Origin of the sequence: Thiomicrospira sp. (assembly GCF_036568485.1) — a bacterium.
Classification (GTDB): domain Bacteria; phylum Pseudomonadota; class Gammaproteobacteria; order Thiomicrospirales; family Thiomicrospiraceae; genus Thiomicrospira.
In genome coordinates, this window is sequence record NZ_DATCSL010000030.1 from 1 (window position 1) to 12,178 (window position 12,178).

The following is a 12,178-nucleotide window of genomic DNA, read 5'->3' on the forward strand; positions in this document are numbered from 1 at the left end:
GTAGGCGCGTGACTCACCACCAAACTTCTTACCTTGCACAATGGTTAGCGCCGCTGTCAATGTAGTTTTACCATGGTCAACGTGACCAATCGTGCCTACGTTTACATGTGGCTTGTTACGTTCAAACTTAGCTTTTGCCATGACGAAACCCCGTTTAGCATAATTACATTAGACTGGGCTAACCAGCCGTAAATTGGAGCTCTCAACCAGAATCGAACTGGTGACCTCTTCCTTACCATGGAAGCGCTCTACCGACTGAGCTATGAGAGCATTAGACAATGGAGCGGGTGATGAGAATCGAACTCACGTCATCGGCTTGGAAGGCCGAGGTAATAACCACTATACGACACCCGCGAATTTGGTGGAGGGTGGTGGATTCGAACCACCGAAGGCTGAGCCAGCAGATTTACAGTCTGCCCCCTTTGGCCGCTCGGGAAACCCTCCAAATGTGCGGCGTATTTTACCGATAAAAAAAGGCCTGTCAACCAGATTTAAACATTAAACCTACATTTCGTTTCGTTATACAAATGCTAGCCTATTTGATTTTCTAGCATCGGTATGCGATTCTTTACGATTTTACAGGCTTAAGTAAGATAACCATGCAATCTCAGAATTTTGATCAACAGCATATTTGGCACCCTTATAACAAATTACCATCCAGTCATTTACAACTTGAAGTTGCATCAGCACAAGGGAGTTATATTACACTGCAAGACGGTCGTACGCTGATTGATGCCATGTCCTCCTGGTGGTCGAGTATTCATGGCTACAACCACGAAACGATTAATCAAGCTGCGATTGATCAAATTCAAACCTTAAGCCATATTATGTTCGGTGGACTTACCCACCAACCTGCCATTCAATTAGCAAGCAAATTAATTCAAGTTAGCCCCACAGGTTTAGACAAGATTTTCTTTGCAGACTCTGGCTCAGTGTCGGTCGAAGTGGCACTTAAAGTGGCTTTACAGTACTGGAAAAGTCGTCAGCGCCCCGAAAAGCATCGATTTCTTGCGCTACAACACGCCTATCATGGCGATACGTTTGGCGCCATGTCAGTTTGTGATCCGAACGAAGGTATGCATCACTTATTCAGTGACAACCTAATGCCCAATCTATTTGCTCCCGCACCACAACCAGGCCTTGTGGTTGAAAACGATCATGACATTCAAGCGCTTGAAACCTTATTTGAACAACATCACACCGAACTGGCGGCCTTCATTTTGGAACCTTTAGTTCAAGGGGCGGGCGGCATGCGTTTCTACCGCCCTGAATATCTCAAACGCGCGAGAGCGTTATGCGATCAATACGAAGTGCTGTTAATTGCCGATGAAATTGCGACTGGCTTTGGCCGTACCGGCAAATTGTTTGCGTGTGAATGGGCGGATATTTCGCCGGATATTATGTGTATCGGCAAGGCTTTAACTGGTGGCTATATGACATTAGCGGCGATGCTTTGCACCCAACACATTAGCGACACCATTAGCCAACAAAACCCAGGATTACTGATGCATGGCCCCACTTTTATGGGCAATCCACTCGCCTGCCGCATCGCCTTAGCCAGCTTAGAACTACTGTTAAGCCAAGACTGGCAAAACCAGGTTAATCAAATCAGCACACACTTAACCCAGGCTTTTGAATCCTTGAAGCAATACCAAGAAGTCAAAGATGTACGAGTCTTAGGGGGAATTGGGGTGGTCGAATTAACACGAGATGATTTGAGTTACGCAATCCAACAAGCCGCGATTCAAAACGGCATTTGGTTAAGACCTTTTGGACGTCTGGTTTACACCATGCCGGCTTATAATATTTCAGCTGAAAACTTACAGGCTTTATGCCAAGGGATTAGCAAAGCTGTATCGCAGGTATTATCAAACCAACCTTCTGGCGATCCCGCTTTAACCGATCAGTTTGTTTAAGCGCGAGCTAAAGTTCATCTAACAAATATTGCGGCAAGGCAAAGCAGGCCTGGTGCAAGGCTGGATTGTAATAACGTGTTTTAAAACCCGCCTGCTGATAACGTGTTAGCAGCTGACTTAACTCTACATCATTGGGTTTTAAAACCTCAGAAGCCCAAGCAAACGTCATAATGCCGCCCACATAAGTCGGCACCGCCGCGCTATAAAATCCGACCTGTTCAAACAAGGGTGATAAACGTTTCTGTGAGGTTAATACTTCATCCGTCTGTAAAAAGCTCACACCATTTTGCGCAACAAAAACCCCACCCGGATTTAAACAGCGTTTAATACCTGTATAAAAACGCGACGTAAACAACACCTCACCTGGGCCAACCGGATCGGTTGAATCGGAAATAATCACATCAAACTTCAAATCAGTTTCGTTAACAAACGCCACGCCGTCGCCAATCACCAAATTTAAACGTGCGTCATCAAATGCACCATCCGAATGCTTAGGAAAGTAGGTTTTACACATCTCCACCACCTGAGCATCAATTTCAACCTGGGTAACCGTTTCGACACTTGAATGCTTTAATACTTCGCGCAAAATTCCGCCATCGCCACCGCCGATTATCAATACGGACTTGGGTTCTGGATGGGCAAACATAGGCACATGGGTGAGCATTTCGTGGTAAATAAATTCATCGCGCTCGGTGGTTTGAATCATGCCATCCAACGCCATTACCCGCCCCCATTGCGCATTCTGAAAAATCACTAAATGCTGGTGCTCGGTTTTAGCTTCAAACAACACCTCATCCATTACAAAGGACTGGCCCCAGGCCTGGTGCAAAGTTTCTAAATAACGCGACTTGGCCTGACTCACTTAAACTTCACCGCGCAAAATGGTTTCAACATTCACCTGAGTGGGCGAAAAGGCCTGTTTTAAAATATCAATTGCTTTTTCTGGCTGAGCATCGCCACACATAAACACATCAAACGCGGCAAAATCGCGTTCTGGCCAGCTGTGGACACTAATGTGCGACTCAGCTAAAACCGCCACGCCAGAAATACCGCCATTGGGTGTAAAGTGATGTAAATGGATATGCAACAAAGTTGCGCCCGCGGCTTCCACAGCATCACGCAACGCACTTTCCATTAAATCCAATTCATCTAAGCGTTTCGCCCCCCAAAGGTCGATAATCAAGTGAGTACCTGCATATTCTTTACCGTCACGTACAATAAAGTGATCTTGAGTAATATCATCCACCGCTTGGTCATGAGTCGGCCAGTTAGACTCAATCACCGTGGTTTTTTCTATGATCTCAAAGTGTTCGTTACCGGTTTTTAGAATATTTTCAGGCATTAGTGGCCCACCTTCCTAGGTTAGAATTTAAAAAAGAGTGGCGATTATGCCGACAAAATCGAAAATTGCAAGCCGTGATTAATCGATTTCGACAATTTCAAAGCCATGCGTCATTTCAACTGCCGCTTCAAGCATTTTCGATACCGAACAATACTTTTCAGACGATAAACTCACCGCACGCGCCACTTTCGCTTCTGCTAGATCCTTGCCTTCAACAATATATTGCACATGGATTTTGGTATAAACCTTGGGTACGGTTTCAGCACGTTCGGCACTGACCTCAATGCGGCAATTACGCACATCTTGCTTACCTTTTTGTAGCATCATAATCACATCTACTGCGGTACAACCACCTAAACCCAACAACACCATTTCCATGGGACGTGGCCCAAGGTTATGGCCCCCAATGGCGGGTGGGCCGTCCATTACCACAGAGTGGCCTGACTCGGTTTGGCCGACAAAACTCATATCATCCAGCCATTTTACGGTTGCGATTTTATCCATTTGACCTCTCCTTGGTTCCAACCAAAACAACCAGGCCTGGTGCTTGAACATTCAAACGACCAGGCCTGGTTGTTAATTACGATTATTTAAACAATTGACTTAAGGCTTCGCCCGGATCATGCGCACGCATAAAGGCTTCGCCAATTAAAAAGCTATTCACTTTATGGTCGCGCATTAACGCCACATCTTCCGGGGTGAAAATACCACTTTCGGTCACCACAATACGCTCTTGTGGAATAGCATCCAACAAATCCAACGTGGTTTGCAAACTGACTTCGAAGTTATGCAAATTGCGGTTATTAATACCAATCAGTGGTAAATCAATCGCTAGCGCACGCTCAAGCTCCTCAGCATCATGCACCTCAATTAGTACATCCATACCCAAACTTTGCGCTAACTCTGCGAGCTCAGCCATTTTTTCGTTATCCAGCGCGGCAACGATTAACAAAATACAATCGGCCCCCATCGCACGCGCTTCATAAACCTGATAAGGCTCCACCATAAAATCTTTGCGAATAACAGGCAAAGACACCGCCGCGCGGGCTTGCTCTAAATATTCACGCGAACCTTGAAAGAAATCCACATCGGTCAAAATAGACAAACAGGCTGCGCCATGCTGCTCATAACTTTTTGCAATCGCCACTGGATCAAACGGATCACGCAATACACCTTTGCTCGGTGAGGCCTTTTTAATTTCGGCAATCACCGCCGATTGCCCCGCCGCTAGTTTGGCTTGCATCGCCTTAACAAAACCGCGTGGTGCATCGGCCTGTTGAGCAAACTCTTTCATTTGATCTAAACTGATACTTGGCCATTGCGCGCTGATTTCAGCAAATTTACGTTCGATAATCTTATTTAAAATGGTCGGTCTGCTCATCAAATGGCCTGTGTAAATTGTATAAATTGATCTAGTTTTTGTTGGGCTAAGCCCTGAGCAATGGTGCTGCGTGCCAACAACACACCTTCGGCAAAACTGTTCGAAATGCCGGCGACATACAAAGCCGCGCCCGCATTTAAGCAAATAATATCTTTCGCCGCACCATCGGTATTATTGAAAGCGGCCCGAATAATATTCAAACTCTGTTGCGCGGATTCGACCGTCAAATCCTCCAAACTAGCGTGATCCATATCATATTCCTGTGGATCAATCGTCCACTCACGAATCTGGCCATTTTTAAGCTCCGCAACATGGGTCGGACAGGTCACAGATACTTCATCCAAGCCATCTTCCGCATGCACCACCATCACATGCTCCGAACCTAATTGCTTTAAGACTTCGGCAAACGGCACCAATAAATCGCGGTCATATACACCCAATACTTGATAAGGCGCTTGCGCCGGATTAGTCAGTGGTCCTAACACATTAAATATGGTGCGCACACCTAACTCTTTGCGGGCAGCGACCACATGCTTCATCGCACCATGATGCGCCGGAGCAAACATAAAACCCACCCCAACTTGTTCGACACAAGCGGCGACTTGTTTAACGCTTAAATTTAGATTCACACCGGCCGCTTCCAACACATCCGCACTGCCAGATTTGCTTGATACAGAACGGTTACCGTGCTTTGCCACACGTGCGCCAGCCGCCGATGCCACAAAAGCGGTCGCAGTAGAAACATTAAAAATGTTCGCACCGTCACCACCTGTTCCGCAGGTGTCAATTAAATGGCTTCGGTCGTCCAGGTCGACACGCGTTGATAAATTGCGCATGACCTGAGCAGCGGCCGCAATTTCTTCAATGGTTTCACCCTTCATACGCAACGCCATTAATAAGCCACCAATTTGTGCATCGGTCGCTTCACCGGACATCAAGGTTTGCATCACCGATTGCATTTCGGAACCGCTTAAGTTTTTGCGTTTTAAGAGCCGACCCAAAGCCTCCGAAAGTGTCATATTTCACCCCGAGCGTGATTTAAGAAATTTTGTAACATTTGATGTCCTTGTTCGGTCAAAATCGATTCCGGGTGGAATTGTACGCCCTCAATCATTAAGGTTTTATGACGCACACCCATAATCTCATCCATTTCGCCTTGTTCATTTTGTGTCCAAGCCGTCACCTCTAAACAATCTGGCAAGCTCGACTGCTCTATCACAAGCGAATGATAACGTGTGGTTTCGACAGGGTTAGGCAAACCGCTAAACACGCCCGCATTGTGGTGATAAACCGGCGACGTTTTACCATGCATCACCTGTTTAGCTCGCACAATCTGACCACCAAACGCCTGACCAATCGCCTGGTGCCCCAAACACACGCCTAAAATCGGTACTTTTCCGGCGAAATGCTTAATCGCCGCTACCGAAATCCCCGCTTCATTCGGTGTACAAGGCCCCGGAGATATCACCAGATAGTCCGGGGTCATCGCCTCAACCTGCTCAATCGAAATTTGATCATTACGGTGCACCTGCACCTCTTGACCCAATTCACCAAAATATTGCACTAGGTTATAGGTAAATGAATCGTAGTTATCAATCATTAGCAACATAAAACTTTACCTATCCTTATCGGTGTGAAGAACGAGGGTTCTCAGTGCGCAACCCTTGACTAACAAACCCAGCCGCACGAAACACGGCGCGCCCTTTATTCATGGTCTCATCCCACTCGCTTTGCGGCACGGAATCAGCCACAATGCCGGCTCCAGCTTGCACATACAAGCGGTCATTCTTGATCACAGCGGTGCGAATCGCAATCGCCGTATCCATATTGCCGTGCCAACCTAAATAACCCACCGCACCGGCATACACTCCACGCTTAACGGGTTCAAGCTCATCAATGATTTGCATCGCTCGAATTTTGGGGGCACCTGACACTGTGCCGGCTGGGAAGGTGGCTCGCAAGACTTCCAATGGCGACAGACCCGACTTGAGTGTGCCGTCCACATTCGACACAATATGCATCACATGTGAATAGCGCTCGACAATCATCTTTTCGGTTAACTTAACACTGCCCACTTCGGCAATCCGTCCCACGTCATTACGCCCTAAATCGATCAGCATTAAATGCTCAGCGACCTCTTTCGGATCATTTAACAAATCCTGCTCCAACGCCTGGTCTTGCTCTAAATTAGCGCCTCGACGACGTGTACCGGCAATCGGACGAACCGTCACCAAATCATCTTCTAAGCGCACCAAAATTTCCGGTGAAGAACCCACGACCTGGAAGTCGTCGAGGTTCAAATAGAACATATAAGGCGATGGGTTTAAATAACGCAATGCGCGATACAAATCTAACGACGACTGTTTAAACTCAATCGACATTTGCTGTGATAGCACAACCTGCATTGCATCGCCTGACAGAATGTATTCTTTTACTTTATCTACCGCGTCTTTAAATGCCTGCTCACCAAAGCTAGAGCTAAAATCGGCTTCATCCACTTGTGTATCAGATACAAAGCTATCCGGCTTTTCAAATGACTGGCCTAATTGCTGCTCCAATTCATCAATCCGTAACTGTGCTTGTTTAAACGCATTGGGGTTAGATAAATCGGCCTGAATAATCACATGCACTTGACCACTTAGATTATCAAACACCACTAATTCGCGTGACACCATTAACAAAATATCCGGTGTGCCAATGTCATCCCTTGCTGGCTGACTTTGAGCTAAACGCGGCTCAACATAACGTACGGTGTCATAACCAAAATAACCGACTAAACCGCCGCAAAACTTCGGCAACTGAGCATTATCCAACACTTTAAAACGCGTTTGATAAGCCTCTAACCAAGCCAAGGGATCCGTCGCGACTTGATGTTCAACTACCTCACCGCCACGTAACACTCGCACTTGCTGACCATCTACCCGAATATGTGTATCCGAAGGCAAACCAATAATCGAATAACGCCCCCATTTATCCCCGCCCTGCACCGATTCAAATAAATAAGAATAGGGTGCGTTCGCCAATTTATAGTAAACCGACAAAGGCGTTTCAAAATCCGCCAACAAGGTGCGCATCACCGGCGCATGGCTGTAGCCTTGTTTGGCGAGTTCGTCAAAATGGGATTGGGTTTGCACGCTCATGCCGATTATTTCGCCTCTAAGTAATTCGCCAATTCGGTCATCGAATCCATCACGACATCCGGCTCATAGTCGCGAATATCTTCACCATGGTTATAACCGTACGTCATGCAGAAAATATGAAACCCCGCGGCACGCGCGGCCTTCACATCACTTTTAGAGTCGCCCAACATCAAGGCATTTTCGGGTGAAACATTCATCAACTTGGCGGCATGCAACAACGGCATAGGATGAGGTTTTTTCTGCTCGCAGGTATCACCACTGACCACAAATTCAAAGTAATCGAACAAGCCCTTATCCTTCAACAACGGAATCGTAAAGGCTTCCGCCTTATTGGTCACACAGCTTAAACGGTAACCGTTCGCCAGCATCCACTCAATGCCTTCTTTGACACCGGCGTAAACACAAGAACGTTTGGAGGTATTATCTTTGTATAAGTCCAAGAAAACCGGGTAAGCTTTTTCAAACAAAGCTTCATCCGGCTCGCCATCAACCGCGTTAATTAACGCACGACGAACTAAACGTTCAACGCCGTTACCTACCCAATCACGCACTGCATTTTCACCACGCACAGGCATATCGAGTTGTTTCATCATCTCGTCAACGCAATAGGCCAGGTCAGGTACGCTATCAATTAAGGTTCCGTCCAAATCTAAAAGAACAAAGCCCGGTTTTATTTTTTGTGTCATTTAAACTCTCTTTTTTTACCACGAAGGCACGAAGCTCACGAAGTAAGATTGCTTCTTCATATCGGCTTCATTATGCAGTTACATACTCCAGCACCACGCGCAACAACACTAAAAAACTTCGTGTTCTTCGCGCCCTTCGTGGTTAATAGCTTTTAAAGCATTAAGCCTTAGCCAATTCTTCGCGCATTTGTTTGATGATGCTGTCGTAACGGTTAGCGTCTGACTTATTTTCTTTACCGAAAATACCTGAGCCAGATACAAACGTATCACAACCCGCGGCGGCAACTTCAGCGATGTTTTCGGCTTTTACACCACCGTCAATTTCCAAGCGAATCTCTTGACCACTGGCATCAATCAACTTACGCGCTTCACGCAGCTTATCTAATGCGCGTGGAATAAACGCCTGACCACCAAAACCAGGGTTAACCGACATAATCAAAATCATGTCAATTTTATCCATCACATGATCTAAATAACTTAAAGGGGTACCTGGGTTAAACACCAGGCCAGCTTTACAACCTTCAGCTTTAATTAACTGCAAGGTACGATCAATGTGCTCAGATGCTTCTGGGTGGAAGGTAATAATGTCCGCACCCGCGCTGGCGAAATCACCAATCAAACGATCGACTGGCTTCACCATCAAATGCACATCAATCGGCGCATTTAAACCTTCGCGCACCATAAATTTTTTCAACGATTCACACACCAACGGGCCAATCGTTAAGTTAGGCACATAATGGTTATCCATAACATCAAAATGCACCACATCCGCACCGGCGGCCAATACGTCTTTTACATCTTTCCCTAACTGCGCGAAATCCGCTGATAAAATTGACGGTGCGATCCAGTTTGCTTGCTTAGCCATAACATTTCCTCATCTTTAATAAAATTGAATTCGAAGCATTTTACCAGCATCCGAATAAATTTCACCTCAAGCTTTGCCAAAAACAATATAATGCGGCCAAAAGCCCTCATTTAAACAAGGAGTCCGAAATGGAAATCCAACACACCCGCACCACCAGCGTCATTCGTCGTGGCATCGGCATTTTTGAGATTATTGGTCTCACCATTATTGCGCTCGCTACCATTTTCGCGGGCTATACTGAAGTGAAATTCATGATCACCCAAGGCCAGGTAACCTTAGGCGACTTGCTCCTCTTGTTTCTCTACCTAGAAGTGCTCGCCATGGTCGCCATTTACCTCGACTCGGGTAAACTGCCGATCCGCCTACCTTTGTATATAGCAATTATTGCGATGGCGCGTTACTTGATCCTAGAAATGAAAGACCTCACCGAATTCGAAATCCTCGCCGTGGGTCTCACCATTGTATTAGTGGCCGCCTCCATCTTGGTATTGCGTTTTGGTTCGCTTAAATTCCCATCCGAAGACCGCGTCGGACCAAGATGGGCACCCATGCCTAAAAAAGTCGAGGACAAAACCAAAAAAATCACAGATGAATCGGAGAACTTGTCATGAATGCGTTATATGAATCTAACCTGACCAGTTTAAAACTGTTGAATCGCGGTAAAGTGCGTGACATTTATGACCTAGATACCGATCACCTTTTAATTGTCACCACCGACCGGGTATCAGCATTTGATGTGATTTTACCCACACCGATTCCAGGTAAAGGTCGCATTCTGAGTGAAACCGCGCAGTTTTGGTTTAAACGCACCCAAAACATTCTACCCAACCATATCGCCAACGATTTAGTCTTGGCCGATTACCTTACCCCAGACGAACTCCAGCAGCTAGACGGGCGCGGAGTGATTGTGCGCAAATTCAAACCCCTGCCAATCGAAGCCATCGTGCGTGGTTATTTGGTCGGTTCTGGCTGGAAAGAATATCAACAGCAACAAAGTGTGTGCGGCATTGCCTTACCACCAGGCCTGGTGCAGGCCCAACAACTGCCTGAACCTATCTTTACTCCCTCCAGCAAAGCCGAAGTCGGAGACCACGATATTAATATCACCTTTGACGACATGATCAAACTCATCGGCGAAGCCAAAGCTAACCAGGTGCGTGACTATAGTTTACAGCTATACAAACAAGCCGCCGAGTTTGCTTTAGATCGCGGCATTATTATTGCGGACACCAAATTTGAATTTGGCGAAGACCCAAACGGCCAAATTTATTTAATTGACGAAGCCTTAACACCAGATAGCTCACGTTTCTGGCCAGCTTCCAGCTACTCACCGGGGCAAAACCCACCCAGTTTTGACAAACAATACATTCGAGATTACCTCGAAACCCTAGACTGGAACAAAACCGCCCCTGGCCCAGAATTACCAAGCGAAGTGGTCAATAAAACGCTGGAAAAATACCAAGAAGCCAAAGCCCGTTTAACTGAAAACCAATAAGCAGGTATGACAAACAAATCCTTGGTTTGCCCTAAAAGTTACACACTTTTTTAAGTGTTATAATTTTAACTAAAGGAAGCACAGATGAGTAAAGTAGAACGTGTTAAAGAACATATTGGCGCGCTAAAAACTTACCTAGCTTTAATTATGGCTTTAATTTTAGCTTTTGGTGCTGGCGTAATAAAACTATTTATAGCACAACAAACCGGACTGCTTTTTTGGCTTGGTAGCTTAATTATCCTAGTACTAATAGTACTTTTCTCAATCATAGCTAAATCAATGCACACAAATATTGAACAACTTGAGGAGCTCTAAACATGGCCACATACATGATGATATTGCTTGCTACTGCGCTTATTGCAAGTTTAATCTATGCCACCTATCAATTAACTAAACACTAAAAAGGTGTCGACAACAACCAGGCCTGGTGGTTACTTTATCACCGGCACCGATACTGAAATTGGCAAAACCCATATTAGCTGTGCGCTGGCCATGGGGCTAGTGCAACAAGGCTATCAAGTCGCACCTCGCAAGCCGATTGCCTCTGGCTGCCTTAAACAGCCAGATGGCTCACTGCTCAGTGAAGACGCTTATCGTCTGCAACAAGCCAGTCAAACAACGGATTCACTAAGCCTTATTTGCCCCTATCAATTTGAAGCACCTATTTCACCGGCGCGCGCGATTCGCCAAGCCAAACAAACGATTGATTTGGCGGATTTAGTAAAGGCTTGCCAAGCACCGTCTTCTCAGTTTGTGCTAGTCGAAGGCGCGGGCGGGTTTTTATCGCCCCTGTGTGAAAACGCGTTAAACGCCGACCTAGCGGTTGAGTTGCAATGGCCGGTTATTTTAGTCGTCGGCAACCGACTTGGCTGTCTTAATCATGCTTTATTGAGCGTAGAAGCCATTTTGCAACGCGGCCTAGCCCTGCAAGCCATCGTACTAAATGACCTGTGCGAACAGGCCGATTTGGACAACCTAACTGACTTAAAAAACTTACTGCCAAATCAACGCATTACCCATCAGATTTACCAACCCCAACCTCACCCGATTCAACTTTAAAAACCACCTCAACCCGCGCCAGTTGGTGACCGCACATGTTGTAAAAAAACAACAAGCCTGGTTTTTGTGGTTTTTAAATCACACATAGTTGCACGCTCTAAAATTTATACAGTAGAGTAGCTTCCAAGTTCGCTACAAAGTGAACAGTTTAAAAACAAAACTCAATACTAACTAATTAGGAAGACAGCATGAAAAAGAATATTCTAGCTATCGCAATCGCTTCAGCCGTAGCCGCGCCAGTAGCCATGGCAAACGGTCCAACAGTTTATGGTCAAATGCAGGTAGAAATCGCCA

The 12,178-nt window shown here is 46.1% G+C and carries 15 protein-coding genes and 3 tRNA genes; 5 read left to right on the forward strand and 13 right to left on the reverse strand.

The window, feature by feature from the left end; all coding sequences use genetic code 11:
* The 4 genes from VIM91_RS02945 to VIM91_RS02960 all read right to left on the reverse strand — a co-directional run.
* Nucleotides 1-141: GTP-binding protein (locus tag VIM91_RS02945; protein WP_331863345.1), on the reverse strand; the 141-nt coding region annotated here is incomplete at its 3' end.
* A 53-nt stretch (nt 142-194) separates the two neighbouring features.
* A tRNA-Thr gene (locus VIM91_RS02950) sits at nt 195-270 on the reverse strand.
* Nucleotides 271-279: 9 nt separating this feature from the next.
* A tRNA-Gly gene (locus VIM91_RS02955) sits at nt 280-354 on the reverse strand.
* A 5-nt stretch (nt 355-359) separates the two neighbouring features.
* Nucleotides 360-444: transfer RNA gene (locus VIM91_RS02960), tRNA-Tyr, on the reverse strand.
* 155 nt (nt 445-599) lie between these two features.
* Here VIM91_RS02960 and bioA point away from each other — a divergent pair.
* Nucleotides 600-1,916: an adenosylmethionine--8-amino-7-oxononanoate transaminase gene (gene bioA, locus VIM91_RS02965; RefSeq protein ID WP_331863331.1), complete on the forward strand. Its 1,317-nt coding sequence runs from the start codon at nt 600-602 to the stop codon at nt 1,914-1,916.
* 7 nt (nt 1,917-1,923) lie between these two features.
* Here bioA and speE read toward each other — a convergent pair whose 3' ends face one another.
* The 9 genes from speE to rpe form a co-directional block, all read right to left on the reverse strand.
* Entirely contained in the window at nt 1,924-2,778 is an 855-nt protein-coding gene (speE, locus tag VIM91_RS02970; protein ID WP_331863332.1) for a polyamine aminopropyltransferase, read from the reverse strand.
* Nucleotides 2,779-3,258 carry an adenosylmethionine decarboxylase gene (speD, locus tag VIM91_RS02975; protein ID WP_331863333.1) on the reverse strand — a complete coding sequence of 160 codons (480 nt, stop codon included), beginning with the start codon at nt 3,256-3,258 and terminating at the stop codon, nt 2,779-2,781.
* Nucleotides 3,259-3,336: 78 nt separating this feature from the next.
* On the reverse strand, nt 3,337-3,762 hold the full coding sequence (locus VIM91_RS02980) for an OsmC family protein (RefSeq protein WP_331863334.1): 426 nt from the start codon (nt 3,760-3,762) through the stop codon (nt 3,337-3,339).
* An 82-nt stretch (nt 3,763-3,844) separates the two neighbouring features.
* Nucleotides 3,845-4,639: an indole-3-glycerol phosphate synthase TrpC gene (gene trpC, locus VIM91_RS02985; RefSeq protein ID WP_331863335.1), complete on the reverse strand. Its 795-nt coding sequence runs from the start codon at nt 4,637-4,639 to the stop codon at nt 3,845-3,847.
* Nucleotides 4,639-5,658 carry an anthranilate phosphoribosyltransferase gene (gene trpD / locus VIM91_RS02990; protein ID WP_331863336.1) on the reverse strand — a complete coding sequence of 340 codons (1,020 nt, stop codon included), beginning with the start codon at nt 5,656-5,658 and terminating at the stop codon, nt 4,639-4,641. Before trpD ends, trpC begins: the two co-directional genes overlap by 1 nt.
* Nucleotides 5,655-6,248, reverse strand: a complete 594-nt coding sequence (locus VIM91_RS02995) for an aminodeoxychorismate/anthranilate synthase component II (RefSeq protein WP_331863337.1) — start codon at nt 6,246-6,248, stop codon at nt 5,655-5,657. Before VIM91_RS02995 ends, trpD begins: the two co-directional genes overlap by 4 nt.
* A gap of 16 nt (nt 6,249-6,264) precedes the next feature.
* A complete protein-coding gene (gene trpE / locus VIM91_RS03000) occupies nt 6,265-7,779 on the reverse strand; it encodes an anthranilate synthase component I (protein ID WP_331863338.1) in 1,515 nt (504 codons plus the stop codon).
* 5 nt (nt 7,780-7,784) lie between these two features.
* Entirely contained in the window at nt 7,785-8,465 is a 681-nt protein-coding gene (locus VIM91_RS03005; RefSeq protein ID WP_331863339.1) for a phosphoglycolate phosphatase, read from the reverse strand.
* Between the two features lie 160 nt (nt 8,466-8,625).
* Nucleotides 8,626-9,330, reverse strand: coding sequence for a ribulose-phosphate 3-epimerase (gene rpe, locus VIM91_RS03010; protein WP_331863340.1), 705 nt, complete (start codon nt 9,328-9,330; stop codon nt 8,626-8,628).
* A gap of 128 nt (nt 9,331-9,458) precedes the next feature.
* Between rpe and VIM91_RS03015 the strand changes: the two genes are divergently transcribed.
* The 4 genes from VIM91_RS03015 (at nt 9,459) to bioD (ending at nt 11,884) form a co-directional block, all read left to right on the forward strand.
* Nucleotides 9,459-9,941 (forward strand): phosphate-starvation-inducible PsiE family protein, encoded by a 483-nt coding sequence (locus VIM91_RS03015; protein WP_331863341.1) that lies wholly within the window; start codon nt 9,459-9,461, stop codon nt 9,939-9,941.
* On the forward strand, nt 9,938-10,825 hold the full coding sequence (locus VIM91_RS03020; RefSeq protein WP_331863342.1) for a phosphoribosylaminoimidazolesuccinocarboxamide synthase: 888 nt from the start codon (nt 9,938-9,940) through the stop codon (nt 10,823-10,825). Before VIM91_RS03015 ends, VIM91_RS03020 begins: the two co-directional genes overlap by 4 nt.
* 84 nt (nt 10,826-10,909) lie before the next feature.
* The gene (locus VIM91_RS03025; protein ID WP_331863343.1) at nt 10,910-11,140 is read left to right on the forward strand and encodes a hypothetical protein; all 231 of its coding nucleotides are present in this window, start codon (nt 10,910-10,912) and stop codon (nt 11,138-11,140) included.
* Between the two features lie 90 nt (nt 11,141-11,230).
* The gene (gene bioD, locus VIM91_RS03030) at nt 11,231-11,884 is read left to right on the forward strand and encodes a dethiobiotin synthase (protein ID WP_331863344.1); all 654 of its coding nucleotides are present in this window, start codon (nt 11,231-11,233) and stop codon (nt 11,882-11,884) included.
* Nucleotides 11,885-12,178 lie beyond the last annotated feature (294 nt).